The organism is Segatella copri, assembly GCF_026015625.1.
Taxonomy (GTDB): Bacteria; Bacteroidota; Bacteroidia; order Bacteroidales; family Bacteroidaceae; genus Prevotella; species Prevotella copri_H.
Genome location: NZ_JAPDVG010000001.1, coordinates 3,352,306 through 3,378,475 on the forward strand (window position 1 = coordinate 3,352,306; position 26,170 = coordinate 3,378,475).

29 protein-coding genes and 5 tRNA genes are annotated in these 26,170 nt (G+C 42.6%); all 34 read left to right on the forward strand.

What is annotated here, in order from left to right:
* The first annotated feature begins 134 nt into the window (after nt 1-134).
* The 34 genes from ONT19_RS13885 to rplN all read left to right on the forward strand — a co-directional run bounded on the left by ONT19_RS13885 (nt 135) and on the right by rplN (nt 26,160).
* Nucleotides 135-1,922: an aminopeptidase P family protein gene (locus ONT19_RS13885; protein WP_264953119.1), complete on the forward strand. Its 1,788-nt coding sequence runs from the start codon at nt 135-137 to the stop codon at nt 1,920-1,922.
* Nucleotides 1,923-2,058: 136 nt separating this feature from the next.
* On the forward strand, nt 2,059-2,250 hold the full coding sequence (gene rpsU / locus ONT19_RS13890) for a 30S ribosomal protein S21 (protein WP_006848852.1): 192 nt from the start codon (nt 2,059-2,061) through the stop codon (nt 2,248-2,250).
* 83 nt (nt 2,251-2,333) lie between these two features.
* Nucleotides 2,334-3,215, forward strand: coding sequence for a site-specific tyrosine recombinase/integron integrase (xerA, locus tag ONT19_RS13895; protein WP_264953417.1), 882 nt, complete (start codon nt 2,334-2,336; stop codon nt 3,213-3,215).
* A 25-nt stretch (nt 3,216-3,240) separates the two neighbouring features.
* A complete protein-coding gene (gene hpf, locus ONT19_RS13900) occupies nt 3,241-3,540 on the forward strand; it encodes a ribosome hibernation-promoting factor, HPF/YfiA family (RefSeq protein WP_022122138.1) in 300 nt (99 codons plus the stop codon).
* Between the two features lie 99 nt (nt 3,541-3,639).
* Nucleotides 3,640-3,713, forward strand: a tRNA-Thr gene (locus tag ONT19_RS13905).
* Nucleotides 3,714-3,728: 15 nt separating this feature from the next.
* Nucleotides 3,729-3,810, forward strand: a tRNA-Tyr gene (locus ONT19_RS13910).
* Between the two features lie 13 nt (nt 3,811-3,823).
* A tRNA-Gly gene (locus ONT19_RS13915) sits at nt 3,824-3,896 on the forward strand.
* Nucleotides 3,897-3,910: 14 nt separating this feature from the next.
* Nucleotides 3,911-3,982 (forward strand) — tRNA-Thr (locus ONT19_RS13920).
* 68 nt (nt 3,983-4,050) lie between these two features.
* A complete protein-coding gene (tuf, locus tag ONT19_RS13925; RefSeq protein ID WP_022122139.1) occupies nt 4,051-5,247 on the forward strand; it encodes an elongation factor Tu in 1,197 nt (398 codons plus the stop codon).
* A 63-nt stretch (nt 5,248-5,310) separates the two neighbouring features.
* Nucleotides 5,311-5,383: transfer RNA gene (locus ONT19_RS13930), tRNA-Trp, on the forward strand.
* A gap of 16 nt (nt 5,384-5,399) precedes the next feature.
* Nucleotides 5,400-5,588 (forward strand): preprotein translocase subunit SecE, encoded by a 189-nt coding sequence (secE, locus tag ONT19_RS13935; RefSeq protein WP_006848848.1) that lies wholly within the window; start codon nt 5,400-5,402, stop codon nt 5,586-5,588.
* Nucleotides 5,589-5,600: 12 nt separating this feature from the next.
* Complete coding sequence (gene nusG / locus ONT19_RS13940; protein WP_006848847.1) at nt 5,601-6,143, forward strand: transcription termination/antitermination protein NusG; 543 nt, start codon at nt 5,601-5,603, stop codon at nt 6,141-6,143.
* 58 nt (nt 6,144-6,201) lie between these two features.
* Nucleotides 6,202-6,642 carry a 50S ribosomal protein L11 gene (gene rplK / locus ONT19_RS13945; protein WP_006848846.1) on the forward strand — a complete coding sequence of 147 codons (441 nt, stop codon included), beginning with the start codon at nt 6,202-6,204 and terminating at the stop codon, nt 6,640-6,642.
* 21 nt (nt 6,643-6,663) lie between these two features.
* Nucleotides 6,664-7,356, forward strand: a complete 693-nt coding sequence (gene rplA, locus ONT19_RS13950) for a 50S ribosomal protein L1 (protein ID WP_022122140.1) — start codon at nt 6,664-6,666, stop codon at nt 7,354-7,356.
* Nucleotides 7,357-7,374: 18 nt separating this feature from the next.
* On the forward strand, nt 7,375-7,893 hold the full coding sequence (rplJ, locus tag ONT19_RS13955) for a 50S ribosomal protein L10 (protein ID WP_153113689.1): 519 nt from the start codon (nt 7,375-7,377) through the stop codon (nt 7,891-7,893).
* Nucleotides 7,894-7,949: 56 nt separating this feature from the next.
* Nucleotides 7,950-8,327, forward strand: coding sequence for a 50S ribosomal protein L7/L12 (gene rplL, locus ONT19_RS13960; protein ID WP_006848843.1), 378 nt, complete (start codon nt 7,950-7,952; stop codon nt 8,325-8,327).
* A gap of 110 nt (nt 8,328-8,437) precedes the next feature.
* Nucleotides 8,438-12,250: a DNA-directed RNA polymerase subunit beta gene (gene rpoB, locus ONT19_RS13965; protein ID WP_022122142.1), complete on the forward strand. Its 3,813-nt coding sequence runs from the start codon at nt 8,438-8,440 to the stop codon at nt 12,248-12,250.
* Between the two features lie 31 nt (nt 12,251-12,281).
* The gene (gene rpoC / locus ONT19_RS13970; protein ID WP_117727213.1) at nt 12,282-16,616 is read left to right on the forward strand and encodes a DNA-directed RNA polymerase subunit beta'; all 4,335 of its coding nucleotides are present in this window, start codon (nt 12,282-12,284) and stop codon (nt 16,614-16,616) included.
* Between the two features lie 232 nt (nt 16,617-16,848).
* On the forward strand, nt 16,849-17,175 hold the full coding sequence (locus ONT19_RS13975; protein WP_006848840.1) for a DUF3467 domain-containing protein: 327 nt from the start codon (nt 16,849-16,851) through the stop codon (nt 17,173-17,175).
* A 243-nt stretch (nt 17,176-17,418) separates the two neighbouring features.
* Nucleotides 17,419-17,799, forward strand: coding sequence for a 30S ribosomal protein S12 (gene rpsL / locus ONT19_RS13980; RefSeq protein ID WP_006848839.1), 381 nt, complete (start codon nt 17,419-17,421; stop codon nt 17,797-17,799).
* Nucleotides 17,800-17,979: 180 nt separating this feature from the next.
* Entirely contained in the window at nt 17,980-18,456 is a 477-nt protein-coding gene (gene rpsG / locus ONT19_RS13985) for a 30S ribosomal protein S7 (RefSeq protein ID WP_006848838.1), read from the forward strand.
* A 27-nt stretch (nt 18,457-18,483) separates the two neighbouring features.
* Nucleotides 18,484-20,598, forward strand: a complete 2,115-nt coding sequence (fusA, locus tag ONT19_RS13990) for an elongation factor G (RefSeq protein ID WP_022122144.1) — start codon at nt 18,484-18,486, stop codon at nt 20,596-20,598.
* A 111-nt stretch (nt 20,599-20,709) separates the two neighbouring features.
* Complete coding sequence (gene rpsJ, locus ONT19_RS13995; RefSeq protein WP_006283658.1) at nt 20,710-21,015, forward strand: 30S ribosomal protein S10; 306 nt, start codon at nt 20,710-20,712, stop codon at nt 21,013-21,015.
* A 19-nt stretch (nt 21,016-21,034) separates the two neighbouring features.
* Nucleotides 21,035-21,649: a 50S ribosomal protein L3 gene (gene rplC, locus ONT19_RS14000; RefSeq protein WP_022122145.1), complete on the forward strand. Its 615-nt coding sequence runs from the start codon at nt 21,035-21,037 to the stop codon at nt 21,647-21,649.
* Nucleotides 21,649-22,278, forward strand: a complete 630-nt coding sequence (rplD, locus tag ONT19_RS14005) for a 50S ribosomal protein L4 (RefSeq protein WP_022122146.1) — start codon at nt 21,649-21,651, stop codon at nt 22,276-22,278. Before rplC ends, rplD begins: the two co-directional genes overlap by 1 nt.
* Before the next feature lie 15 nt (nt 22,279-22,293).
* Nucleotides 22,294-22,587, forward strand: a complete 294-nt coding sequence (gene rplW / locus ONT19_RS14010; protein WP_006848834.1) for a 50S ribosomal protein L23 — start codon at nt 22,294-22,296, stop codon at nt 22,585-22,587.
* 8 nt (nt 22,588-22,595) lie between these two features.
* Complete coding sequence (rplB, locus tag ONT19_RS14015) at nt 22,596-23,423, forward strand: 50S ribosomal protein L2 (RefSeq protein ID WP_022122147.1); 828 nt, start codon at nt 22,596-22,598, stop codon at nt 23,421-23,423.
* A gap of 10 nt (nt 23,424-23,433) precedes the next feature.
* Nucleotides 23,434-23,700: a 30S ribosomal protein S19 gene (gene rpsS, locus ONT19_RS14020; protein WP_006848832.1), complete on the forward strand. Its 267-nt coding sequence runs from the start codon at nt 23,434-23,436 to the stop codon at nt 23,698-23,700.
* Nucleotides 23,701-23,735: 35 nt separating this feature from the next.
* A complete protein-coding gene (gene rplV / locus ONT19_RS14025) occupies nt 23,736-24,140 on the forward strand; it encodes a 50S ribosomal protein L22 (RefSeq protein WP_006848831.1) in 405 nt (134 codons plus the stop codon).
* Nucleotides 24,141-24,149: 9 nt separating this feature from the next.
* Nucleotides 24,150-24,881, forward strand: coding sequence for a 30S ribosomal protein S3 (rpsC, locus tag ONT19_RS14030; RefSeq protein ID WP_006848830.1), 732 nt, complete (start codon nt 24,150-24,152; stop codon nt 24,879-24,881).
* A gap of 16 nt (nt 24,882-24,897) precedes the next feature.
* Nucleotides 24,898-25,326 carry a 50S ribosomal protein L16 gene (gene rplP, locus ONT19_RS14035; protein WP_006848829.1) on the forward strand — a complete coding sequence of 143 codons (429 nt, stop codon included), beginning with the start codon at nt 24,898-24,900 and terminating at the stop codon, nt 25,324-25,326.
* A 2-nt stretch (nt 25,327-25,328) separates the two neighbouring features.
* On the forward strand, nt 25,329-25,523 hold the full coding sequence (gene rpmC / locus ONT19_RS14040) for a 50S ribosomal protein L29 (protein WP_006848828.1): 195 nt from the start codon (nt 25,329-25,331) through the stop codon (nt 25,521-25,523).
* 2 nt (nt 25,524-25,525) lie between these two features.
* Nucleotides 25,526-25,792 carry a 30S ribosomal protein S17 gene (gene rpsQ / locus ONT19_RS14045; protein ID WP_006848827.1) on the forward strand — a complete coding sequence of 89 codons (267 nt, stop codon included), beginning with the start codon at nt 25,526-25,528 and terminating at the stop codon, nt 25,790-25,792.
* Nucleotides 25,793-25,794: 2 nt separating this feature from the next.
* Nucleotides 25,795-26,160 carry a 50S ribosomal protein L14 gene (rplN, locus tag ONT19_RS14050; RefSeq protein WP_006848826.1) on the forward strand — a complete coding sequence of 122 codons (366 nt, stop codon included), beginning with the start codon at nt 25,795-25,797 and terminating at the stop codon, nt 26,158-26,160.
* Nucleotides 26,161-26,170: the final 10 nt, after the last annotated feature.

The following is a 26,170-nucleotide window of genomic DNA, read 5'->3' on the forward strand; positions in this document are numbered from 1 at the left end:
TAAAAAGTAATGTAAATCGTGCATATTTTTGCGCTTAAATTTGTTGTTAATTCTTAAAAATGTTATCTTTGTAATCTCTAATTAGCAAAATGCATTATTTTGAGTTAAGTTAAACATTAAATTGCATAACAATTATGAATGAAATCGAATTACGTTTAGCTAGATTGAGGGAGTTGATGAAGCGTGAACATCTTTCTGCTTTCATCTTCCCTAGTACAGATGCTCATCAGAGCGAGTATGTTGCCGACCATTGGCGAGGAAGAGAGTGGATCTCTGGTTTTAACGGGTCGGCTGGTACTGCTGTCGTTACAATGAAATCGGCAGCTTTATGGACTGATTCCCGCTACTTCCTGGCTGCAGAAGAACAGTTGGAAGGTACTGAATATCAGCTGATGAGGCTGAAAATGGAAGGCACGCCTACTATCGCAGAATGGTTGGGAAAAGAATTGCAGAATGTACAATCTCCTGAGGTTGGACTTGATGGCATGGTCAACTCTTATAATTATGTTAAAGATTTAAGCTATTCTCTCCGTAAACTCGGTGGAATTACGCTTAGAACTAATTTGGACCCTTTGGAACAGATTTGGGAGAATCGTCCTTCGCTTCCTGCAAATCCTGTAGAAATTCAACCATTGGAATATGCTGGAGAGACGCTAGCCTCTAAAGTGGCCCGTATCCGTAAGTCTTTGAGAGAACTTCATGCAGATGGTATGCTCGTTTCTGCTTTGGATGATATTGCTTGGACATTGAATCTTCGTGGTACGGATGTTCATTGCAATCCTGTATTTGTAAGTTATTTGTTGATTGAGAGCGATAAAGTTTCTCTTTTCGTGGATGATAATAAATTATCTCCTGAAGTAAAACAGTATCTTCAAGACAATCAGGTTTCTCTCTATAAATATAATAAGGTGGAAAAATGCCTTGAATCATATTCGGAATATAATATCCTGTTAGATGGAAATGAAACGAGCTATTATCTGTGGAAAGCTGTAAAATGCCAGGAAATTGTTGCTGCAGGTTCTCCTATTCCGGCTATGAAGGCTGTGAAAAATAAAGCAGAAATAGAGGGCTACCGTAGTGCGATGCTTAAAGATGGTGTTGCTATGGTTAAGTTCCTGAAGTGGCTGAAACCTGCTGTTGAGGCTGGCGGACAAACAGAAATTTCCATTGATGAGAAATTGACGTCGCTACGTGCCGAACAGAAACTGTTCAGAGATATTTCTTTTGATACGATTGCCGGCTATGCGCAGCATGGAGCAATTGTTCATTATGAGGCAACTCCTGAAACAGATGGCGTTCTGAAACCGGAAGGCTTGATCCTGATAGACTCTGGGGCTCAATACCAGGATGGTACTACTGATATTACCCGTACCATTGCTTTGGGACCTGTATCTGAAGAGATGAAGCATGTTTATACCTTGGTTCTGAAAGCGCATATTCAGTTGGAATTGGTTAAATTCCCCGATGGGGCATCAGGAACACAGTTGGATGCTGTAGGAAGAGAGTGTATGTGGCGTGAAGGATATAATTTCTTGCATGGTACAGGCCATGGAGTAGGTTCGTATCTCTGTGTGCACGAAGGCCCTCATCAAATAAGAATGGAGTGGATGCCTACACCTTTGAGAGCTGGAATGACCTTGACGGATGAGCCTGGTTTGTATCTGACAGGTAAGTTCGGCGTAAGAATAGAAAATACGGTGCTGATTTCAGACTACATGTCTACTGAGTTCGGTAAATTCCTGCAGATAGAGCCTCTTACTCTTTGTCCTATAGATACCACTCCTATAGATGTTGATATGTTGTTGCCTGAAGAGATTGACTGGCTCAATGCTTATCATCATTCTGTTTATGAAAAATTGTCTCCTTTCCTTGATGAAGAGGAGAAAATATGGCTTGAAAATGCTACAAAACCCATAAAATGAACATTTTAGAGTAAAAAGTTGAAGAAAAACTTGGTAGTTTGATAAAATAGATGTAATTTTGCACCCGCAAATTGTGGCATTGCCATATTTCGCATTGAATAACATAAGTTTAACATAATAAATTAAAAGCAAAAAAATGATTATTGTACCAGTTAAAGACGGTGAGAACATCGAGAGAGCTCTCAAGAAGTTTAAGAGAAAATTCGAAAAGACAGGTGTTGTTAAGGAGCTTCGTGCTCGTCAGCAGTATGACAAGCCTTCTGTTTTGAAGCGTCTCAAGATGGAACACGCCATCTACGTACAGCAGTTGCGTGCAAACGAGGAATAAAAGTAAAAAATCCTCAAAAAATTTGGTAGTTTAAAATAATTTTCGTAACTTCGTTGCCGAAATGAAAAAGGTACGACGTTATGTTGAGTATAGATAAGTTCTTGGAATATTTGCGCTCTGAACTGAACAGGTCGCAGAGGACGGTAGAAAACTATCGCGAAGATTTGAAACTCTTTGAGCAGTATGCTAGGAACTTGTCTGAATCCTTCACTTGGGAATCTGTTGATTCTGATATGATTCGCAACTGGATGGAGCATATGATAGATGCAGGAAATAAGGCAACCTCGGTTAATCGCCGGTTGAGTGCTTTGAAAATGTTCTATCGGTTTGCTTTAGTCAGACATTATGTGGAGTCGGATCCCGCTCATAGCCTCAAAGGACCTAAGGAAAGTAGACCGCTACCTCAATTCTTGAAAGAAAATGAGATGGATGAGTTGCTTGACAGGAAAATGTGGGGCGATGATTATAATAATGTACGCGCACGTACTATTATAATATTGTTCTATGAGACGGGGATGCGATTGTCAGAGTTGATAGGACTTGATGTTGACGATGTGAACTTTATCAAAAAAGAGATAAAGATTACGGGTAAGGGAAACAAACAACGTATAGTTCCTTTTGGTGACGAGCTTAAAAATGCTCTTTCAGAATATTTGGCTCTAAGAGCACAAAGGGTGATGGCTAAGTCTGGAGCTCTTTTGCTTGCGGATAAGGGCGGACGGATGAGTCCGGCTCAAGTCAGAGAAATCGTGAAGGAGAACCTCGCAAGGGTTTGCTCGTTGAAAAAGAAAAGTCCGCACGTGTTGAGGCATACGTTTGCTACTGCAATGTTGAATCATGGTGCAGGAATTGAAAGTTTGAAAAGACTGTTAGGACATGCGAAACTCTCGACGACCGAGATTTATACGCATACAACGTTTGAACAGTTGAAACGAGTTTATATTGAAGCCCATCCTCGGGCGTAACCTTTTAAAAAAAATGGAGGTAACTATGGAAATTAAGATTCAGTCGATTCACTTCGACGCTACCGAGAAGTTACAGGCGTTTATCGAAAAGAAAGTCGCCAAGTTAGAAAAAACTTTTGAAGACATACAGAAAGTAGAGGTGCAATTAAAGGTCGTGAAGCCTGCTACTGCCTTGAATAAGGAAGTTCATCTGGAAGTTGCTGTCCCTGGAACCAAGTTGTTCGTAGAAAAGACATGTGACACTTTTGAGGAAGGAATTGACCAGGCAGTGGACTCAATGAAGGTTCAATTGACCAAATTTAAAGAAAAATCAAGGAATCGATAAAAAAAACTCGAAAAAATTTTGTTGATTCAAAAAATAGTTGTATCTTTGCAGCCGTTTTCCGATAGATGGAAATTTAGCCGTATTGCGGCTGTAAAGATTGCCTCTTTAGCTCAGTTGGCCAGAGCACGTGATTTGTAATCTCGGGGTCGTTGGTTCGAATCCGACAAGAGGCTCAGAAAAAGAAAATTGGGTAGTTACCAGAGTGGCCAAATGGGGCAGACTGTAAATCTGCTGGCTATGCCTTCGGTGGTTCGAATCCATCACTACCCACTTTCTTTGATAAGCGGAAATAGCTCAGTTGATAGAGCACTAGCCTTCCAAGCTGGGGGTCGCGGGTTTGAGCCCCGTTTTCCGCTCAATTTATTAACTTGCTGTAATAGCTCAGTGGTAGAGCACTTCCTTGGTAAGGAAGAGGTCCTGAGTTCAACTCTCAGTTACAGCTCTATCGTTCTAGATGCTTAGGATGGTAGAGGAACAGATTATTCATTTATATAAATAAAAAGAAAAGCTATGGCTAAAGAAGAATTCGTGCGTACCAAACCGCATGTTAACATTGGTACAATTGGTCATGTTGACCATGGTAAGACTACTCTGACCGCTGCTATCTCTAAGGTATTGAACGAGAAGCTCGGTACATCTGAGGCAGTTAAGTCATTCGATCAGATTGATAATGCTCCTGAGGAGAAAGAGCGTGGTATCACTATCAACTCTGCTCACATCGAGTATGAGACAGCAAAGCGTCACTATGCACACGTTGATTGTCCTGGACACGCTGACTATGTAAAGAACATGGTTACTGGTGCTGCTCAGATGGATGGTGCAATCTTGGTTTGTGCTGCTACTGATGGTCCTATGCCACAGACACGTGAGCACGTACTTCTTGCACGTCAGGTAAACGTACCTCGTTTGGTTGTTTTCTTGAACAAGTGCGATATGGTTGATGATGAGGAGATGCTTGAGCTCGTTGAGATGGAGCTTCGTGAGATCCTCGAGCAGTATGGTTACGAGGAGGATACTCCAATTGTACGTGGTTCTGCTCTCGGTGCTTTGAACGGTGTTGAGAAGTGGGTTAAGTCTGTTGAGACTTTGATGGATACAGTTGATGAGTGGATTCAGGAGCCAGAGCGCGAGATTGATAAGCCATTCTTGATGCCTATCGAGGATGTATTCTCAATTACAGGTCGTGGTACTGTTGCTACAGGTCGTATTGAGACAGGTCGTTGCAAGGTAGGTGACGAAGTTCAGTTGCTCGGTCTTGGTGAGGACAAGAAGTCAGTTATTACTGGTGTTGAGATGTTCCGTAAGATCCTTGCTGAGGGTGAAGCTGGTGATAACGTAGGTTTGCTTCTCCGTGGTATCGATAAGGCTGAGGTTAAGCGTGGTATGGTAGTTGTACACCCAGGTGCTATTACTCCTCACGATCACTTCAAGGCTTCTATCTATGTATTGAAGAAGGAAGAGGGTGGCCGTCACACTCCATTCGGTAACAAGTATCGTCCTCAGTTCTATCTCCGTACTATGGACTGTACAGGTGAAATCAAGCTTCCAGAGGGAGTTGAGATGGTAATGCCTGGTGATAACGTAGAGATTGAGGTAGAGTTGATCTACAAGGTTGCTTTGAACGAGGGTCTTCGTTTCGCTATCCGTGAGGGTGGTCGTACAGTAGGTTCTGGTCAGATTACAACAATTCTCGACGATATCAAGTAATTTAGATTTATCTAATTTGCTATATATATCAGACTCCCCTCCTAAGGGAGTGGGAGTCTTTCTACGGGTTTAGCTCAGTTGGTAGAGCACTGGTCTCCAAAACCAGGTGTCGAGGGTTCGAGCCCTTCAACCCGTGCTAAATAGAAGATAATATGAATAAAATAGTAAATTATTGCAAGGCATGTTACGATGAACTTGCGCATAAGACTACTTGGCCATCACGTGCCGAACTTACTCATAGTGCAATGGTTGTATTATCTGCTTCCCTAGTCATTGCACTTGTTGTGTTCGCGATGGATTCTATTTTCAAAGCCTTTATGGGTGTAGTTTATCCAGGTTAATTTTTTAAGGAAATGGCAGACGCAGGAAATAAATGGTATGTGCTTAAAGCCGTTAGTGGTAAAGAGGCTAAGGTGAAAGAATACATCGAAGCTGAAATGAAGCACAATGACTTACTAGCAGCAAATGTTTCTCAGGTATTGATACCAGTTGAGAAGCATGCAACTGTGCGTAATGGAAAGAGAGTCGTTAAAGAAAAGGTCTCTCTTCCAGGTTATGTTTTTGTGGAGGCCAAACTGAAGGGAGATGTTGCGCATACGTTGCGTTTCCTCCCTAATGTTTTGGGTTTCCTTGGAGGTTTGGATGAACCAACACCAGTTCCACAGCGCGATATCAATCGTATGCTGGGTTCTGCTGAGGAGACTGAGTTCGAGGAGAATCTTGATTGTCCTTACTTGGTTAATGATACCGTTAAGGTTATGGAAGGTCCATTCAGTGGTTTCAGCGGAATCGTTGAAGAGGTTAATGCTGAAAAGCATAAGCTGAAAGTTACGGTTAAGATCTTCGGACGTAAAACTCCGTTGGAATTAGGTTTTATGCAAGTAGAAAAGGAATAGGATTCTGTTACGAGATTGTTATTCCTTATAAGTTTCAATTTTAAATATTAACAAAGAAATGGCTAAAGAAGTTGCTGGATTAATCAAATTACAGATTAAAGGTGGCGCTGCGAATCCTTCACCTCCAGTAGGACCTGCATTGGGTTCTAAGGGTATTAATATTATGGGATTCTGCAAGGAATTCAACGCCCGTACCCAGGACAAAGCAGGTAAAGTGTTGCCAGTAGTTATTACTTATTATACTGACAAGTCTTTTGATTTTATTATCAAGACTCCACCTGCTGCAGTTCAATTGAAAGAGGCTGCCAAAATCAAGTCAGGTTCTGCTCAGCCTAATCGTCAGAAGGTTGCTTCTCTTACTTGGGATCAGGTAAAGGTAATCGCTGAGGATAAGATGAAGGACTTGAACTGCTTTACTGTAGAATCAGCTATGAAGCTCATCGCTGGTACTGCAAGAAGTATGGGTATTACTGTAAAAGGGGACTTCCCTGGTAAATAATTTAAAACTTCAATTAGAAAAATGAGTAAACTGACAAAAAATCAAAAATCAGTAGCTGATAAGGTTGAAGCAGGGAAGGCATACACATTGAAGGAGGCTTCAGAGTTGGTAAAGGAAATTACCACTACCAAGTTTGATGCATCTCTTGATATTGATGTACGCTTAGGTGTTGATCCACGTAAGGCTAACCAGATGGTTCGTGGCGTTGTTTCATTGCCAAACGGAACAGGTAAGGTTACTCGTGTGCTCGCACTCTGTACTCCTGATCAGGAAGCTGCTGCTAAGGAAGCAGGCGCTGATTATGTAGGTCTTGACGAATACGTTGAGAAGATTAAGGGTGGTTGGACAGATATTGATGTCATCATCACAATGCCTTCTTGTATGGGTAAGATTGGTCCTTTGGGTCGTGTACTCGGTCCTCGTGGTTTGATGCCTAACCCTAAGAGTGGCACTGTAACTATGGATGTTGCTAAGGCAGTAAAGGAAGTTAAGCAAGGTAAGATTGACTTTAAGGTTGATAAGGCTGGTATTATCCATACTTCAATCGGTAAGGTTGGAATGACTTCTGAGCAGATCTATGGAAATGCTAAGGAGTTCATCAACACAGTTATCAAGCTGAAGCCTGCTGCTGCTAAAGGTACATATATCAAGAGTATCTTTATTTCTAGCACTATGAGTAAGGGTATCAAGATTGATCCTAAATCAGTTGAATAACTCTAAAAGTTTTGTAAAATGAAGAAAGAAGTTAAAGATACTATTATCGCTGAACTTGGACAGAAGTTGCAGGAGTTTCCTCATTTCTATCTTGTAGATGTTACAGGATTGAATGCAGAGAAGACAAGTGCACTCCGTCGTAAGTGCTTCCAGAGCGAGATTAAGATGGTTGTTGTTAAGAATTCCTTGCTTCACAAGGCGTTCGAGGCTTCAGATATCGATTTCTCTGAGCTCTATGACTGCTTGAAGGGTACTACTGCTGTATTGTTTGCTAATACAGCTAATGTACCAGCTAAGTTGTTGAAGGAATATGACAAGGAAGATGTTCCAACATTGAAGGCTGCTTATGCAGAGGAAAGCTTCTACGTTGGCGCAGACAAACTTGCAGAGCTTTCAGCTCTCAAGAGCAAGAACGAAGTTATCGCAGAGATTGTTGCTTTGCTCCAGTCACCTGCAAAGAACGTTGTTTCAGCTCTTCAATCAGGAAGCAACACTATTCATGGTGTGCTTAAGACATTGGGCGAGCGTCCTGAGTAATCAATCACAATGTTATCATTAATTATAGTATAAACAAAAATAAAATTTAGAATAAAATGGCAGATATCAAAGCTATTGCAGAAGAGTTAGTAAATCTTACTGTTAAGGAAGTTAATGAGTTGGCAACAGTCCTCAAGGACGAGTATGGTATTGAGCCTGCTGCTGCAGCTGTAGCTGTAGCTGCTGGTCCTGCTGCTGGTGGTGCAGCTGCAGCTGAGGAGAAGTCTACATTCGACGTAGTCCTCGCTGAGGTTGGTGGCGCTAAGCTCCAGGTTGTAAAGGCTGTTAAGGAGGCTTGTGGTCTCGGTTTGAAAGAGGCTAAGGATCTCGTAGACGGTGCTCCTTCTACAATCAAGGAAGGTGTAGCTAAGGACGAGGCTGAGAACCTTAAGAAGGCTATCGAAGAGGCCGGTGCTAAGGTAGAGCTCAAGTAATTAGAGTAATACATTTTTTATATAAATGGTTAGGATTCTCCAAGTAGGTGAGTCCTAACCTTTTTGTGTCTTTTATTATATTATTAATAAAACCCATTTAATAACTTCTAATGGCTACAAAAATTGTTGATAACAGAGTAAATTTTGCCAGCGTGCATAATCCGTATCCATATCCGGATTTCCTCGATGTGCAGTTAAAGTCTTTCAAGGACTTCTTACAGTTGGATACTCCGCCTGAGGAACGCAAGAATGACGGTTTGTATAAGGTGTTCTCTGAGAACTTCCCTATTACCGATACACGTAACAATTTCGTTCTTGAGTTCTTGGATTACTATATCGACCCTCCTCGCTATTCTATTGATGAGTGTTTGGAGCGTGGTCTTACATATAGTGTACCTTTGAAGGCTAAGATGAAACTGTATTGTACTGATCCTGATCATGAGGATTTCGGTACATTTATTCAGGATGTGTTCCTTGGTACTATCCCATATATGACCGATAATGGTACTTTCGTGATTAATGGTGCTGAGCGTGTTGTTGTTTCTCAGCTTCATCGCTCTCCTGGTGTGTTCTTTAGCCAGGGGGTTCATGCAAATGGTACCATGCTTTATTCTGCTCGTATCATTCCTTTCAAGGGAAGCTGGATTGAATTTGCAACTGACATTAACAATGTAATGTATGCATATATCGATCGTAAGAAGAAGTTGCCTGTAACCACATTGTTGCGTGCTATTGGTTACGAACAGGATAAGGATATTCTTCAGATTTTTGATCTTGCGGAGGAGGTGAAGGTTAACAAGAAGAATATGAAGGCTGCTATTGGTCGTAAGCTTGCTGCTCGTGTTTTGAAGAGTTGGAATGAGGACTTCGTTGATGAGGATACCGGTGAAGTAGTATCTATCGAGCGTAATGAAGTAATCATGGAGCGTGAGACTGAACTTACTGCTGATAATATTGAGGAGATTGTTGAGAGTGGAGCGCAGACTGTTCTGCTTCATAAGGATGAGGAAGCTGCCAACAAGTTTACTATTATCTTCAATACTTTGGCAAAGGATCCAAGTAACTCTGAGAAGGAAGCTGTTAACTATATCTATCGTCAGTTGCGTAATGCTGATCCTGCAGATGACGCAAGTGCACGTGAGGTTTTCCAAAACCTGTTCTTCTCTGATAAGCGTTATGATCTGGGTGAGGTAGGTCGTTATCGTATCAATAAGAAATTGAATCTTGATACTGACATTGATGTTCGTGTCTTGACTAAGGAAGATATTATTGAGATCATTAAATATCTTATTCAGCTGATCAACTCTAGTGCAACAGTTGACGATATTGACCACTTGTCTAATCGTCGTGTTCGTACTGTAGGTGAGCAGTTGGCTAACCAGTTCTCTATTGGTTTGGCACGTATGACCCGTACTATCCGTGAACGTATGAATGTTCGCGACAATGAGGTGTTTACTCCAACAGATTTGATTAATGCTAAGACAATCTCTAGTGTTATCAATTCTTTCTTTGGAACTAATCCATTGTCACAGTTCATGGACCAGACTAACCCTCTGGCTGAGGTAACTCATAAGCGTCGTCTTTCTGCCTTAGGTCCTGGTGGTTTGTCTCGTGAGCGTGCCGGTTTCGAGGTTCGTGACGTACATTATACACACTATGGTCGTCTTTGCCCTATTGAGAGTCCTGAAGGTCCAAACATCGGTTTGATTTCTTCTCTCTGTATGTATGCAAAGATTAATGATCTTGGTTTTATTGTTACTCCTTACCGTAAGGTGAATGATAGCAAGGTCGATATGGCTAATGAGGATGTTGTATACTTGACTGCTGAGGATGAAGAGTCTAAGATTATCGGTCAGGGTAATGCGCCTTTGACTGTTGATGGTTCTTTCATTCGTGATGTAGTAAAGTGTCGTCAGGATGCTGATTATCCTGTTGTAGGTCCGGATCAAGTTGATTATGTTGACGTCTCTCCACAGCAGATTGCTTCTGTATCCGCAGGTTTGATTCCATTCTTGGAGCATGATGATGGTCACCGTGCGTTGATGGGATGTAACATGATGCGTCAGGCTGTACCATTGCTTCATAATGATGCTCCAATCGTAGGTACTGGTCTTGAGAAGCAAGTTTGTGAGGATTCACGTACTATGGTTACAGCAGAAGGTGAGGGTGTTATCGAATATGTTGATGCTACAACTATCCGTATCCTTTACGATCGCACAGAAGACGATGAGTTTGTAAGCTTCGAACCAGCTTTGAAGGAGTATCGTATTCCTAAGTTCCGTCGTACCAACCAGAATATGACCATCGACTTGCGTCCTATCTGTAATAAGGGACAGCGTGTAAAGAAGGGTGATATCCTGACTGAGGGTTATGCGACAGAAAACGGTGAGCTGGCTTTGGGTCGTAATTTGCTTGTAGCTTATATTCCTTGGAAGGGTTACAACTATGAGGATGCTGTTGTTATTTCTGAACGTATGGTTCGTGATGACGTATTGACATCTGTACATGTTGACGAATACTCTCTTGATGTCCGTGAAACTAAGCGTGGAGTAGAGGAGTTCACATCTGATATCCCTAATGTCAGCGAGGAAGCTACAAAGGATCTTGATGATAATGGTATCGTGCGTGTTGGCGCAAGAATTGAGCCAGGTGATATCATGATTGGTAAGATTTCGCCTAAGGGTGAAAGTGATCCTTCACCAGAAGAGAAGTTGCTTCGCGCTATCTTTGGTGATAAGGCTGGTGATGTGAAGGATTCTTCATTGAAGGCAAATCCATCATTGAGTGGTGTTGTTATTGACAAGAAGTTGTTCTCTCGTGCTATCAAGACCCGTGAGTCAAAGAAGCAGGATAAGATTATTCTTGCTAAGATTGATGAGGAGTATGAGGCAAAGGGTGATGACTTGAAGGATATCCTCGTAGACAAGTTGCTTACACTTACAGAAGGTATGACTTCTGAGGGTGTTAAGGATTATACAGGTGCTGAGATTATCACCAAGGGCAGTACCTTTACTGCTACAGCCTTGAAGAATTTGGAGTATGATGGTGTTCAGTCTAATAAGTGGACTAAGGATGAGCATACCAATGGCTTGATTCAGAGACTTATTATGAACTATATCCGCAAGTATAAGCAACTTGATGCTGAATTAAAGCGTCGTAAGTTTGCTATCACTATTGGTGATGAACTTCCATCAGGTATTCTTCAGATGGCTAAGGTGTATATTGCTAAGAAGCGTAAAATCCAGGTTGGTGATAAACTTGCCGGTCGTCATGGTAATAAGGGTATTGTGTCTAAGGTAGTTCGTTTGGAGGATATGCCATTTATGGCTGACGGTCGTCCTGTAGATATGGTATTGAATCCATTGGGTGTGCCTTCACGTATGAACCTTGGTCAGATCTTCGAGTGTATCTTGGGTGCTGCAGGTAAAAAGTTGGGTGTAAAGTTTGCTACTCCTATCTTTGATGGTGCTAAATTGGATGATCTCTCTGAATGGACAGATAAGGCAGGCTTGCCACGTTTCTGCTCAACTTACCTTTATGATGGTGAGACTGGAGAGCAGTTTGACCAGCCAGCTACTGTTGGTATGACTTACTTCTTGAAGTTAGGTCATATGGTTGAGGATAAGATGCACGCTCGTTCTATCGGTCCATACTCTTTGATTACACAACAGCCACTTGGTGGTAAAGCACAGTTTGGTGGTCAGCGATTCGGAGAGATGGAGGTCTGGGCTATCGAGGCATTCGGTGCAAGCCACGTTTTGCAGGAAATCCTGACTGTTAAGTCAGATGATGTTGTAGGACGTAGCAAGGCATACGAAGCAATCGTAAAGGGCGATCCAATGCCAACTCCTGGTATTCCTGAGTCACTTAACGTATTGCTCCATGAGCTTCGTGGCCTTGGTTTGAGCATCAAACTTGATTAATTTTGAGAACCCCTAATTTATATATAGAAACATGGCTTTCAAAAAAGATACAAAGGTAAAGAATAATTTTACGAAGATTACCATCGGTCTCGCTTCGCCAGAGGAGATCTTGGAAAATTCGTATGGTGAGGTTACTAAACCGGAAACCATTAATTATCGTACATATAAGCCGGAGCGTGATGGCTTGTTCTGCGAGCGTATTTTTGGTCCTACTAAGGACTATGAATGCGCCTGCGGCAAGTACAAGCGTATCCGTTATAAGGGAATCGTCTGCGACCGATGTGGTGTAGAGGTTACAGAGAAGAAAGTTCGTCGTGAACGCTCAGGTCACATTGAGCTTGTCGTACCTGTTGCTCATATTTGGTATTTCCGTTCTCTTCCAAATAAGATTGGTTACCTTTTGGGTATGCCGACCAAGAAACTAGATGCTGTCATTTACTACGAGAAGTATGTAGTTATCCAGCCTGGTATTCTTGAGGGAAAGACTGATGCTGATGGTCTTGAATTGAACGGTTCTCACAAACTTGATCTCTTGTCAGAAGATGAATATATGGCTCTTCTTGACCAGTATGATCCTAATGGTGACAATGAACTTTTGGACGATACTGACCCAAATAAGTTTATAGCAAAAATGGGTGCTGAAGCAATTTATCAGTTGCTCCAGAATGTAGACCTTGACTCTTTGTCATACGAACTCCGCGATCGCGCAAATAACGATTCAAGTCAGCAGCGTAAAACTGAGGCTCTGAAGCGTCTGCAAGTTGTAGAAGGTTTCCGTGCTAGTAAAGGTATTAACAAGCCAGAATGGATGATCATGAAGATTATTCCTGTTACTCCACCTGAGCTTCGTCCGTTGGTACCATTGGATGGTGGTCGTTTTGCAACATCAGACTTGAATGACCTCTATCGTCGTGTGATTATCCGTAACAACCGTTTGAAGAGATTGGTTGAAATCAAGGCTCCTGAGGTTATTCTTCGTAACGAGAAGCGTATGTTGCAGGAGGCTGTTGACAGTTTGTTCGACAACTCACGCAAGAGTTCTGCAGTAAAGAGTGAGAGCAATCGTCCTTTGAAGTCACTCTCTGACTCTTTAAAGGGTAAGCAGGGTCGTTTCCGTCAGAACTTGCTGGGTAAGCGTGTTGACTATTCTGCCCGTTCTGTAATCGTTGTAGGTCCAGAGTTGAAGATGGGTGAGTGTGGTCTTCCAAAACTGATGGCTGCAGAGCTTTACAAACCATTTATCATTCGTAAGTTGATAGAGCGTGGTATCGTAAAGACTGTAAAAAGTGCCAAGAAGATTGTTGATCGTCGCGAGCCAGTTATCTGGGATATTCTTGAAAATGTAATGAAGGGTCATCCGGTTATGTTGAACCGTGCCCCTACGCTTCACCGACTCGGTATCCAGGCATTCCAGCCTAAGATGATTGAGGGTAAGGCTATTCAGTTGCATCCATTGGCATGTACAGCGTTCAACGCCGACTTCGATGGTGACCAGATGGCTGTTCACCTCCCATTGAGTAATGAGGCTGTTCTGGAGGCTCAAATCCTGATGCTTCAGAGTCATAACATTCTCAACCCAGCTAATGGTGCGCCTATCACCGTTCCTTCTCAGGATATGGTGCTTGGTCTTTACTATATTACTAAGATTCGTCCAGGTGCAAAGGGTGAGGGCTTGACATTCTATGGTCCTGAAGAGGCATTGATTGCTCGTAACGAGGGCCGATGTGATCTTCATGCTTTGATTAAGGTTGTAGTTGACGACTTGGTTGATGGTACAATCCAGAAACGAATGGTAGAAACTTCTGTTGGACGTGTCATCGTTAATGGTATCATTCCTGATGAAGTTGGCTTCTTCAATGATGTGATTTCCAAGAAAACCCTCCGTGGTTTGATTTCTAATGTTATCAAGGCTGTTGGTATGGCTAAGGCTTGTGAATTCCTTGATGGAATCAAGAACTTAGGTTATCGTATGGCTTATGTCGCAGGATTGTCATTCAACCTTGGTGATATTATTATTCCACCAGAGAAGGAAGCTATTGTTGAGCGCGGTCGCAAGGAGGTTGAGGAAATTACCAATAACTATAATATGGGTTTCATCACCAACAAGGAACGATACAACCAGGTTATTGATGCGTGGACTCACGTAAATACAGATTTGGGTAATATCTTGATGAAGGAGATGACCGAAGCTGACCAGGGATTCAACGCCGTATACATGATGCTTGATTCCGGAGCCCGTGGTTCTAAGGATCAGATTAAGCAGTTGTCTGGTATGCGTGGTTTGATGGCTAAACCTCAGAAGGCTGGTGCAGAGGGCGCGCAGATCATTGAGAACCCTATCCTTTCTAACTTTAAGGAGGGTATGTCTGTATTGGAGTACTTTATCGCTTCTCACGGTGCCCGTAAGGGTCTTGCTGATACCGCTATGAAGACTGCCGATGCTGGTTATTTGACTCGTCGTCTTGTAGACGTTTCTCACGATGTTATTATCACCGAAGAGGATTGTGGTACATTGCGTGGCTTGGTTTGTACAGCTTTAAAGAATGGTGATGAGATTATTTCATCTCTTTATGAGCGTATTTTGGGTCGTGTTTCTGTGCATGATGTTATTCATCCAACAACTGGTGAACTGATTGTCAAATCTGGTGAAGAAATCACCGAGGCTAAGGCAAAGGCTATTGATGAATCTCCTATCGAGAGTGTTGAAATTCGTTCGGTTCTCACCTGTGAGAGCAAAAAGGGTGTCTGCATGAAGTGCTATGGCCGTAACTTGGCAACAGCCCGTATGGTACAGTTGGGTGAAGCCGTTGGTGTCATCGCTGCTCAAGCTATTGGTGAGCCTGGTACACAGTTGACTCTCCGTACATTCCACGCCGGTGGTATTGCATCTAATGCTGCTGCCAATGCTAAGATTGCTGCGAAGAATAAGTCTCGTATCGAGTTTGACGAGTTGAGCACAGTACCATTCGTAGAGGAAGACGAGGAAGGAAACGATATCAAGTGCGAAAAGGTAGTAAGCCACTTGGCTGAAATCCGTTTCGTGGATCCTAATACAAACATCGTTCTTGCAACTTTGAATGTTCCTTACGGTTCTTCATTGTATCACAAGGAGGGTGAAATCGTAGAGAAGGATACCGTTATCGCCCGTTGGGATCCATTCAACGCCGTTATCGTCAGCCAGTATGCGGGTACATTGAAGTTCAATGACGTTCAGAAGGATCAGACTTACCGTGCTGAGGTCGATGAGACTACAGGTTTGGAGGAGAAGATTATCACCGATTCCAAGAATAAGGCAATGGTTCCATCTTGTGATGTTATCGATGCTAATGGTGAAATCCTTGGTACATACAACTTCCCTGTAGGTGGTCACTTGGCAGTTGAGGATGGACAGACAATTAATACCGGTGAGGTTTTGGTTAAGATTCCTCGTGCTGTAGGTGGTGCAGGTGATATCACTGGTGGTCTCCCTCGTGTAACTGAGCTTCTTGAGGCTCGTAACCCTTCTAACCCTGCTGTTGTATCTGAAATCGATGGTGAGGTAACTATGGGTAAGGTAAAGCGTGGTAATCGTGAGATCATCGTGACATCTAAGACAGGCGATCAGAAGAAGTATCTTGTATCTCTTTCTAAGCAGATCTTGGTACAGGAACATGATGCTGTACGTGCTGGTACTCCTCTTTCTGATGGTAGTGTAACTCCTGGCGATATTCTCGCCATCATGGGTCCTACCGCTGTTCAGGAATATATTGTTAACCAGATCCAGGACGTTTACCGTCTTCAGGGTGTGGCTATTAATGATAAGCATTTTGAGGTTGTGGTACGTCAGATGATGCGTAAGGTTCGTATTGACGATCCAGGTGATACTACCTTCTTGGAGCAAGAGTTGGTTGATAAACTTGACTTTGCAGAAGAGAATGATCGTATCTGGGGTAAGAAGGTTGTTACTGACGGTGGTGATAGTGAAAGTCTCAAACCAGGTCAGATCATAACGGCTCGTAGATTGCGTGATGAAAATTCTGCATTGAAGCGTCGTGACTTGAAACTTGTACAGGTTCGTGATGCCGTATCTGCAACTTCTACACAGATCCTCCAGGGTATTACTCGTGCTGCTCTTGGTACTAAGAGCTTTATGAGTGCTGCATCATTCCAGGAAACTACTAAGGTCTTGAATGAGGCTGCTATCCGTGGTAAGGTTGATTACCTTGAGGGTATGAAGGAGAATGTTATCTGTGGTCACTTGATTCCTGCAGGTACTGGTCTTCGTCAGTGGGATAAGCTCATCGTTGGCTCTAAAGAAGAATATGAGCGTATGCAGGCTAATAAGAAAAATGTGCTCGACTATGCTGATTCTCCAATAGGAGAATAATCGTAGAATAGAGTACTATATATAAATAGGTATAATGAGGGTGCGTCATAAGTCTATGGCGCACCCTTTTATTATCTGTAACAGATGAAAAAAAGCAAAGAATCAAGATTCCATCTTCTGTTGTCTTATGATGTTTTTTTTAAAATAAGTGGCAGATTATTCGTTTTTTTCAGATATTATGTGTAAATTTGCACTATCATTTAAAGTTTAATCCTATTAACTTAGTAAAATTATGGAAGAAAATAAGAATAATCAACAGCAGCAGAATCAGTTCCAGATGGGCATCAGCCCTGAAGTTGCAGAGGGTACATACTCTAACTTGGCACTGATTACTCATTCTAGTTCAGACTTCATCTTGGATTTTGCATGTGCACTTCCTGGCATGCCTGCACCTCAGATCAAGAGTCGTGTTATCATGGCACCTGAGCATGCTAAGCGATTGCTCCAGGCATTGCAGAGCAATATTTATAACTATGAGCAGTCCTTCGGTAAAATTAAGTTGTCTGATGAGCAAGAACGTACAATCGCTCCATTTGGCACACCAAAGGGTGAGGCATAATGTACTACAGCATACATACTAAGACTAAATTCTCTGCTAAATTCCGCTTTTTCTTTATAATATTCGTTTTTAATAGTTATATAAAGTTAAAACTAGCCTTCGTTTTTTAAAAGTCTCCTTAATATTTAGGTAGTTTGCCGAAAAAATCGTACCTTTGCACCCCGAAAAGGCTCTATAAAGTAGTGGCTTACATCGAAATAAGACAATAAATAAAAATAAATATATAAATTAAAAAGTAAAATTATGCCTACTATTTCACAGTTAGTAAGAAAAGGCAGACGAGTTCTTGTAGACAAGAGCAAGTCACCAGCTTTGGATTCTTGTCCTCAGCGTCGTGGTGTTTGTGTTCGTGTTTATACAACAACTCCTAAGAAGCCTAATTCAGCAATGCGTAAAGTTGCACGTGTACGTTTGACAAACTCAAAGGAAGTAAACTCTTATATTCCAGGAGAGGGTCACAACTTGCAGGAGCACTCAATTGTTTTGGTTCGCGGTGGTCGTGTAAAGGACCTTCCTGGTGTACGTTATCACATTGTCCGTGGTACACTTGATACTGCAGGTGTTGCGAATCGTACACAGCGTCGTTCTAAGTACGGAGCTAAGCGTCCTAAGGCAAAGAAGTAATATAGCTTCTTAAATTTTAGACAAAACCGCAGACTCACGGTCGGAGAAGGTCGGGAGTTGGGGTTAAAATATTTAATAAAAGTTTTGCTGGAGAAGTAATCAGGTTGAGTAAATGCTCGGGTGCGAGCGTTGAAGAACATTATACAGCCCCATGCAGAATTAAAAAAAGTTTTATTTAAAATGAGAAAAGCAAAACCAAAGAAGAGAGTGATCCTTCCAGATCCTGTCTTCAATGACCAGAAGGTCTCAAAGTTCGTAAATCATTTGATGTATGATGGAAAGAAGAATACATCTTATGAGATTTTCTACAATGCACTTGACATTGTAAAGGCTAAGATGTCTAACGAGGAAAAGTCTGCTCTTGAAATCTGGAAGCAGGCACTTGATAATATTACTCCTCAGGTAGAGGTTAAGAGCCGTCGTATCGGTGGTGCAACCTTCCAGGTTCCTACAGAGATTCGTCCTGATCGTAAGGAAAGTATTTCTATGAAGAATCTTATTCTTTTTGCACGTAAGCGCGGTGGTAAGACTATGGCTGATAAGCTTGCTGCAGAGATCATGGATGCTTTTAATAATCAGGGTGGTGCATTTAAGCGTAAGGAGGATATGCATCGTATGGCTGAGGCTAACCGTGCGTTCGCTCACTTTAGATTCTAATTTAATATATAATATAGTTAAAAGAAAATGGCAAATCGCGATTTACATTTGACTCGTAACATCGGTATCATGGCGCATATCGATGCTGGTAAGACAACAACTTCTGAGCGTATTTTGTTCTATACAGGTAAGACTCATAAGATTGGTGAGGTACACGATGGTGCTGCTACAATGGACTGGATGGCCCAGGAGCAGGAGCGTGGTATTACTATCACTTCTGCGGCTACAACTTGTAATTGGAACTATCTCGGTAAGTCTTATAAGATCAACTTGATCGATACTCCGGGACACGTTGACTTCACTGCTGAGGTTGAGCGTTCTCTCCGTGTACTTGATGGTGCTGTTGCTACATATTCTGCAGCTGATGGTGTTCAGCCACAGTCTGAGACTGTATGGCGTCAGGCTGATAAGTATAATGTACCTCGTATCGGTTATGTAAACAAGATGGACCGTTCTGGTGCTAACTTCTTCGAGACAGTTCAGCAGATGAAGGATATCTTGGGCGCTAATCCAATTGCTATTCAGATTCCTATTGGTGCAGAGGAGAACTTCAAGGGTGTAGTTGACCTCATTAAGATGAAGGCTATCCTTTGGCACGATGAGACTATGGGTGCTGAGTATGATGTAGAGGATATCCCTGCAGACTTGGCTGACGAGGCTGCTGAGTGGCGTGATAAGCTCCTCGAGGGTGCTGCAAACTTCGATGATGAGGTTATGGAACTTTATCTCGATGGTAAGGATATTCCAGAAGAAAAGCTTCTTGCTGCTATCCGTAAGGGTTGCTGTGCTATGGAGTGCTGCCCAATGTTGCTCGGTTCTTCATACAAGAACAAGGGTGTTCAGCCATTGCTCGACTATGTATGTGCATTCTTGCCTTCACCAATGGATACTCCAAATATCATCGGTACTAACCCTGATACAGAGGAGGAAGAGGATCGTAAACCATCTGAGGATGAACCAACATCTGCTCTCGCATTTAAGATTGCTACTGACCCATTCATGGGCCGCTTGGTATTCTTCCGCGTTTACTCAGGTAAGGTCGTTGCCGGTTCTTATGTTTACAACCCACGTTCTGGCAAGCGCGAGCGTATCAGCCGTCTGTTCCAGATGAACTCTAAGCAGGAAATCCCAATGGAGTCTATCGATGCTGGTGATATCGGTGCAGGTGTAGGTTTCAAGGATATCCGTACAGGTGATACACTCTGTGACGAGGAACACCCAATCGTATTGGAGTCTATGACATTCCCTGATACTGTGATTTCTATCGCAGTAGAGCCAAAGAGCCAGGCTGACATCGCTAAGATGGATAATGGTCTCGCAAAGTTGGCTGAGGAGGATCCAACCTTCACAGTTCGTACAGACGAGCAGAGCGGTCAGACAATTATCTCTGGTATGGGTGAGCTCCACTTGGATATCATCATTGACCGTTTGAAGCGTGAGTTCAAGGTTGAGTGTAATCAGGGTAAGCCTCAGGTTAACTACAAGGAGGCTATCACTAAGACAGCTCAGAGCCGTGAAACTTATAAGAAGCAGTCTGGTGGTCGCGGTAAGTTCGCTTGTATCGATGTAACCATCGGTCCTAAGGACGAGGATTACAAGGAAGGCGACTTGCAGTTCATCAACGAGGTTAAGGGTGGTAACGTTCCTAAGGAATTCATCCCATCTGTACAGAAGGGCTTCGCTGATTGCTTGTCAAATGGTGTACTCGGTGGCTTCCCAATGACAGGTTTGAAGGTGACTTTGACCGATGGTAGCTTCCACCCAGTTGACTCTGACCAGTTGTCATTCGAGTTGGTAGCACATCAGGCATTCAAGGTACTTTGCCCTAAGGCTGGTCCTGTTTTGATGGAGCCTATCATGAAGGTAGAGGTTGTTACTCCAGAAGAGAACATGGGTGACGTAATCGGTGACTTGAACAAGCGCCGTGGTCTCGTTCAGGGTATGGAAGAAGGTCGTAGCGGTGCTCGCATCGTAAAGGCAATGGTTCCATTGGCTGAGATGTTCGGTTATGTAACAGCTTTGCGTACTATCACTTCTGGTCGTGCAACAAGTTCTATGGAGTACGATCATCATGCACCTCTTTCTTCAACAATTGCTAAGGCTGTGTTGGAGGAGGTTAAGGGTCACGCAGATCTTCTTTAATAACAAAGAATAACGGTAAGATGAGGCGCTGCTTAGCGAATGACTCTTAAGCAGCGTACCTCTTCTTCCATTAGACTAAATAATTCATATAATAATAACTTAATTTTAAAAATGAGTCAGAAAATCAGAATTAAGCTGAAGTCTTACGACCACCAGTTGGTTGACAAGTCAGCTGAGAAGATTGTGAAGGCTGTAAAGGCAACAGGCGCTATCGTTAGTGGTCCTATTCCATTGCCAACACACAAGCGTATTTTTACTGTAAACCGCAGTACTTTCGTTAACAAGAAGTCTCGCGAGCAGTTCCAGCTCTCAGATTTCAAGCGTCTCATTGACATCTACAGCTCAACAGCTAAGACAGTTGATGCCTTGATGAAGCTTGAATTGCCAAGTGGTGTAGAAGTAGAAATCAAAGTCTAATTATTTAAATTAAATTGAAATGCCAGGATTAATTGGAAAGAAAATCGGAATGACATCCGTTTTCAGTGCCGACGGTAAGAATATTCCGTGCACTGTTATCGAAGTAGGTCCTTGTGTTGTAACCCAGGTGAAAACTGTAGAAAAGGATGGTTACAAGGCTTATCAGTTAGGTTTCGAAGAGGCAAAGGAGAAGCGTACTTCTCAGCCTATGATGGGAATCTTCAAGAAGGCAGGCACAACACCTAAGAAGCACTTGGCCGAGTTCAAGTTTGATGAGGAGTACAACCTCGGTGACACAATTACAGTTGAAATCTTCAACGATTGCAAGTTCGTTGATGTAATTGGTACATCAAAGGGTAAAGGCTTCCAGGGCGTTGTTAAGCGTCACGGATTCGGTGGTGTAGGTCAGTCTACTCACGGTCAGGATGACCGCGCTCGTAAGCCGGGATCTATTGGTGCTTGTTCTTACCCTGCAAAGGTATTCAAGGGTATGCGCATGGGCGGCCAAATGGGAGGTGACAGAGTTACAACTCAGAACCTTCAGGTGTTAAAGGTAATTCCAGAGCAGAATCTTCTTATTGTTAAGGGTTCTTTCGCTGGATGCAAAGGTTCAACTGTTTTAATTGAGAAATAATGGAAGTTAGCGTATTAGATATCAAAGGTCAGGAGACCGGCCGCAAGGTAGCTCTTAATGATGCAGTCTTCGGCATTGAGCCTAACGATCACGTTCTCTATCTTGACGTAAAGCAGTATCTCGCTAACCAGCGTCAGGGTACAGCTAAGTCTAAGGAGAGAAGCGAGATGAGCGGTTCTACTCGTAAGCTTGGTCGTCAGAAGGGCGGCGGCGGTGCTCGCCGTGGTGATATTAACTCACCTGTACTCGTAGGTGGTGCTCGCGTTTTTGGTCCTAAACCACGTGATTACCGCTTCAAGCTCAACAAAAAAGTAAAGATTCTTGCTCGTAAGTCTGCTCTGTCTTATAAGGCACAGGAAAGCGCAATCGTAATGTTGGAAGACTTTACATTTGAGGCTCCAAAGACTAAAGAATTCTTAAGTATTATTAAGAATCTTAAAATTGAGGGCAAAAAAGTGCTCTTCGTTTTGCCAGAATCAAATAAAAACGTATATTTGTCTGCACGTAACTTACAGCGCGCTGAGGTTATCCTCGCATCTAACGTCAATTCGTACAAAGTTTTGAACGCTGATGTAGTAGTGATTACAGAAAAGTCGCTGGAGACTATCGACCAGATCTTAACAAAATAAAGGAGATATTAGAATATGGCATTTATTATCAAACCATTGGTTACTGAGAAGATGACCAAGATTACAGACAAGCAGCCTAACCGCTATGGCTTCGTTGTTCGTCCTGAGGCTAATAAGCTCGAGATTAAGAAGGAAGTTGAGAGTCTGTATAATGTTACAGTAGTTGACGTGAACACTATTCGTTACGCTGGCAAGCGCTCTGCCCGTTACACTAAGGCAGGTCTTGTTAAGGGTCAGAAGAATGCGTTCAAGAAGGCAATCGTTACTCTTAAGGAGGGCGATACAATTGATTTTTACAGCAATATTTAAAATAAAAAATGGCAGTACGTAAATTAAAACCGGTTACTCCGGGTCAAAGACACAAGGTTATTGGCACGTTCGAGGATATTACTGCATCCGTGCCAGAGAAGTCTCTCGTTTACGGTAAACGTTCTACCGGCGGTCGAAACAACACCGGTAAGATGACCGTTCGCTACATTGGCGGTGGTCACAAGCAGAAGTATCGTTTAATCGACTTCAAACGTGAGAAAGATGGTGTTCCAGCAGTTGTTAAGACAATCGAGTACGATCCAAACCGTTCGGCTCGTATCGCATTGCTTTACTACGCTGATGGTGAAAAACGTTACATTATTGCTCCTAACGGACTTGAGGTAGGCGCTACTTTGATGTCAGGTGCAGAAGCTGCTCCTGAGATCGGTAACTGTCTTCCTTTGGCAAACATCCCTGTAGGTACAGTGATCCACAACATCGAGTTGCGTCCTGGTCAGGGTGCTTTGTTGGTTCGTTCGGCTGGTAATTTTGCTCAGTTGACTTCTCGTGAGGGCAGTTATTGTGTAATTAAGCTCCCTTCTGGTGAAACACGCCAGATTTTGAGTGCTTGTAAAGCTACAGTTGGTAGTGTTGGTAACTCTGACCACGCTCTTGAACAGTCTGGTAAGGCTGGACGTTCTCGCTGGTTGGGTCGTCGTCCACACAACCGTGGTGTTGTTATGAACCCTGTTGATCACCCAATGGGTGGTGGTGAAGGTCGCCAGAGTGGTGGTCACCCACGTTCACGTAAGGGCTTGTACGCTAAGGGTCTTAAGACTCGCGCACCTAAGAAGCTTTCTAACAAGTATATTATCGAAAGAGCTAACAAAAAATAAAGAGTAAATTATGAGTCGTTCACTTAAAAAAGGTCCATACATCAACGTTTCTCTCGAGAAGAAAATTCTCGCTATGAACGAGAGTGGCAAGAAGAATGTTGTTAAGACATGGGCTAGAGCTTCAATGATATCTCCTGATTTCGTAGGACATACTGTTGCAGTTCATAACGGTAACAAATTTATCCCTGTTTATGTTACAGAGAATATGGTTGGCCACAAGCTTGGAGAGTTTGCTCCAACACGTCGCTTTGGCGGTCACTCTGGTAACAGAAAGTAAGCTAAGGGTTAAACCATTTAAAATTTAAGTAAATAATGGGAGCAAGAAAACATATTGCGGCTGAGAAATTGAAAGAAGCCCGTAAAAACTTGTACTTCGCAAAGTTGGTAGGCGTTCCTTCTTCTCCACGTAAGATGCGCTATGTAGTAGACATGATTCGTGGTATGGAGGTTAACCGTGCACTCGGAGTACTTCGCTTCTCTAAGAAGCAGGCATCAGCTGATGTAGAGAAATTACTTCGTTCAGCTATCGCTAACTGGGAAGCTAAGAATAATCGCAAGGCTGAAGACGGTGAGCTTTATATCAGTAAGGTCTTCGTTGACGAAGGCGTTACAATGAAACGTATGAGACCTGCACCACAGGGTCGTGGTTATAGAATTCGTAAGCGTTCTAACCATGTAACTCTTTTTGTTGATGCAAAAACTAATGACGAAAAATAATTAAGTAGAATGGGACAGAAAGTTAATCCGATTAGTAACCGACTTGGTGTTATCCGTGGTTGGGATTCAAATTGGTTCGGTGGTAAGAACTTCGGTGATAACCTCGTTGAGGATCAGAAAATCCGTAAGTATCTTAACGAGCGTCTTGCTAAAGCAAGCATTTCTCGTATTATTATCGAACGTACATTGAAACTTGTTACCATTACTATTTGTACAGCCCGTCCAGGTATTGTCATTGGTAAAGGTGGTCAGGATGTTGATAAGTTGAAGGAAGAGTTGAAGAAGCTTTATAAGAAAGATATTCAGATCAACATCTTCGAGGTTAAAAAGCCTGAGCTTGATGCTACTATAGTTGGTAAGAATATTGCGACTCAGATTGAGCACATGATTGCTTATCGTCGCGCTATCAAGATGGCAGTTGCTAACACCATGCGTGCTGGCGCTGAGGGTATCAAGGTACAGATTACAGGTCGTCTGAATGGTGCTGAAATGGCACGTAAAGAAATGTACAAAGAGGGTCGTACTCCTCTTCATACATTCCGCGCAGACATCGACTATTGCCAGTGCGAGGCACTTACAAAGGTAGGTTTGCTTGGTATTAAGGTTTGGATTTGCCGTGGTGAGGTTTATGGTAAGGCTGATCTTACTCCAAACTTCTCACAGGACAATAAGAGCAACAACCGTGGTAACGGTCGCTCTAACAACCGTGGTGGTAATCGTAAAAGAAACAATAACCGTTAAATTTTAGAAAGCTATCATGTTACAGCCAAAAAGAGTTAAATATAGAAGACCTCAAGATGGTCGTGGCAACAAAGGCAACGCTCACAGAGGTACACAATTGGCTTTCGGTTCTTTTGGTATCAAAACTCTTGAATCAAAGTGGATCGATAGTCGTCAGATTGAGGCAGCTCGTGTAGCATTGAACCGCTATATGAACCGTCAAGGTCAGGTCTGGATTAGAATTTTCCCTGATAAGCCAATCACTCGCAAGCCTGCTGATGTCCGTATGGGTAAAGGTAAGGGTGATCCAGCAGGATGGGTTGCACCTGTTACACCAGGTAGAATTCTCTTCGAAGTTGAAGGAGTTAGTTTCGATATTGCAAAAGAAGGTCTTCGCCTTTGCGCTCAGAAACTTCCTGTTAAGACTAAGTTTATTGTTAGACGTGATTACGATAAAAACGCTTAATTATGAAGATTGCAGAAATTAAAAATATCGAGACCAAAGAATTGGTTGAGAAGTTGGAGGCAGCTGTTGATGCTTTGAACAAGAAGAAGATCAATCATAATGTAACTCCACTTGAGAATCCATCAGAGATTAAGGTTGCTCGTCGTGATATTGCACGTATGAAAACTGAACTTCGTCAGAGAGAACTTAACAAATAATAATGGTCCAGATGGAAACAAGAAATTTAAGAAAAGTAAGACAGGGTGTTGTTATTAGCAACAAGATGGATAAAACCATTGTTATTGCAGCTAAGTTCAAGGAGATGCACCCTATTTATGGTAAATTTGTCCAGAAGACAAAGAAGTACCATGCACATGACGAGAATAATGAGGCTAACGTAGGTGATACAGTTATGATCATGGAGACTCGTCCTCTGTCTAAGACAAAGAGATGGAGATTAGTACAAATTGTAGAAAAAGCTAAGTAATTATGATACAGACTGAATCAAGACTTACAGTATGTGATAACAGCGGTGCTCGTGAGGCTCTTTGCATTCGAGTTCTCGGTGGTACAGGCCGTCGTTACGCTAGCGTTGGTGACGTTATTGTTGTTGCAGTCAAGAACGTTATCCCATCAAGTGATTTGAAGAAGGGTGCAGTATCAAAGGCTTTGATTGTTCGCACAAAGAAGGAAATTCGTCGTGCAGATGGTTCTTACATCCGTTTCGATGACAACGCTTGTGTATTGCTTAACAATGCAGGTGAGCTTCGTGGTAGCCGTATCTTCGGTCCTGTTGCTCGTGAGCTTCGTGCAGTAAATATGAAAGTCGTTTCTTTGGCACCTGAGGTTCTTTAATATTTAAAAA

What these genes read in the sequence shown, in the direction of transcription:
- rplK (WP_006848846.1), top strand. Translation starts at nt 6,202, where the DNA reads ATGGCTAAAGAAGTTGCTGGATTAATCAAATTACAGATTAAAGGTGGC.
- rpsG (WP_006848838.1), top strand. Translation starts at nt 17,980, where the DNA reads ATGAGAAAAGCAAAACCAAAGAAGAGAGTGATCCTTCCAGATCCTGTC.
- rplB (WP_022122147.1), top strand. Translation starts at nt 22,596, where the DNA reads ATGGCAGTACGTAAATTAAAACCGGTTACTCCGGGTCAAAGACACAAG.
- rplP (WP_006848829.1), top strand. Translation starts at nt 24,898, where the DNA reads ATGTTACAGCCAAAAAGAGTTAAATATAGAAGACCTCAAGATGGTCGT.
- nusG (WP_006848847.1), top strand. Translation starts at nt 5,601, where the DNA reads ATGGCAGACGCAGGAAATAAATGGTATGTGCTTAAAGCCGTTAGTGGT.
- rplV (WP_006848831.1), top strand. Translation starts at nt 23,736, where the DNA reads ATGGGAGCAAGAAAACATATTGCGGCTGAGAAATTGAAAGAAGCCCGT.
- rpmC (WP_006848828.1), top strand. Translation starts at nt 25,329, where the DNA reads ATGAAGATTGCAGAAATTAAAAATATCGAGACCAAAGAATTGGTTGAG.
- ONT19_RS13975 (WP_006848840.1), top strand. Translation starts at nt 16,849, where the DNA reads ATGGAAGAAAATAAGAATAATCAACAGCAGCAGAATCAGTTCCAGATG.
- secE (WP_006848848.1), top strand. Translation starts at nt 5,400, where the DNA reads ATGAATAAAATAGTAAATTATTGCAAGGCATGTTACGATGAACTTGCG.
- rplC (WP_022122145.1), top strand. Translation starts at nt 21,035, where the DNA reads ATGCCAGGATTAATTGGAAAGAAAATCGGAATGACATCCGTTTTCAGT.
- rpsU (WP_006848852.1), top strand. Translation starts at nt 2,059, where the DNA reads ATGATTATTGTACCAGTTAAAGACGGTGAGAACATCGAGAGAGCTCTC.
- rpsQ (WP_006848827.1), top strand. Translation starts at nt 25,526, where the DNA reads ATGGTCCAGATGGAAACAAGAAATTTAAGAAAAGTAAGACAGGGTGTT.
- tuf (WP_022122139.1), top strand. Translation starts at nt 4,051, where the DNA reads ATGGCTAAAGAAGAATTCGTGCGTACCAAACCGCATGTTAACATTGGT.
- rplW (WP_006848834.1), top strand. Translation starts at nt 22,294, where the DNA reads ATGGCATTTATTATCAAACCATTGGTTACTGAGAAGATGACCAAGATT.
- rpsC (WP_006848830.1), top strand. Translation starts at nt 24,150, where the DNA reads ATGGGACAGAAAGTTAATCCGATTAGTAACCGACTTGGTGTTATCCGT.
- rplA (WP_022122140.1), top strand. Translation starts at nt 6,664, where the DNA reads ATGAGTAAACTGACAAAAAATCAAAAATCAGTAGCTGATAAGGTTGAA.
- rpsJ (WP_006283658.1), top strand. Translation starts at nt 20,710, where the DNA reads ATGAGTCAGAAAATCAGAATTAAGCTGAAGTCTTACGACCACCAGTTG.
- rpoB (WP_022122142.1), top strand. Translation starts at nt 8,438, where the DNA reads ATGGCTACAAAAATTGTTGATAACAGAGTAAATTTTGCCAGCGTGCAT.
- rplL (WP_006848843.1), top strand. Translation starts at nt 7,950, where the DNA reads ATGGCAGATATCAAAGCTATTGCAGAAGAGTTAGTAAATCTTACTGTT.
- ONT19_RS13885 (WP_264953119.1), top strand. Translation starts at nt 135, where the DNA reads ATGAATGAAATCGAATTACGTTTAGCTAGATTGAGGGAGTTGATGAAG.
- rplN (WP_006848826.1), top strand. Translation starts at nt 25,795, where the DNA reads ATGATACAGACTGAATCAAGACTTACAGTATGTGATAACAGCGGTGCT.
- rplD (WP_022122146.1), top strand. Translation starts at nt 21,649, where the DNA reads ATGGAAGTTAGCGTATTAGATATCAAAGGTCAGGAGACCGGCCGCAAG.
- rplJ (WP_153113689.1), top strand. Translation starts at nt 7,375, where the DNA reads ATGAAGAAAGAAGTTAAAGATACTATTATCGCTGAACTTGGACAGAAG.
- rpoC (WP_117727213.1), top strand. Translation starts at nt 12,282, where the DNA reads ATGGCTTTCAAAAAAGATACAAAGGTAAAGAATAATTTTACGAAGATT.
- fusA (WP_022122144.1), top strand. Translation starts at nt 18,484, where the DNA reads ATGGCAAATCGCGATTTACATTTGACTCGTAACATCGGTATCATGGCG.
- rpsL (WP_006848839.1), top strand. Translation starts at nt 17,419, where the DNA reads ATGCCTACTATTTCACAGTTAGTAAGAAAAGGCAGACGAGTTCTTGTA.
- rpsS (WP_006848832.1), top strand. Translation starts at nt 23,434, where the DNA reads ATGAGTCGTTCACTTAAAAAAGGTCCATACATCAACGTTTCTCTCGAG.
- hpf (WP_022122138.1), top strand. Translation starts at nt 3,241, where the DNA reads ATGGAAATTAAGATTCAGTCGATTCACTTCGACGCTACCGAGAAGTTA.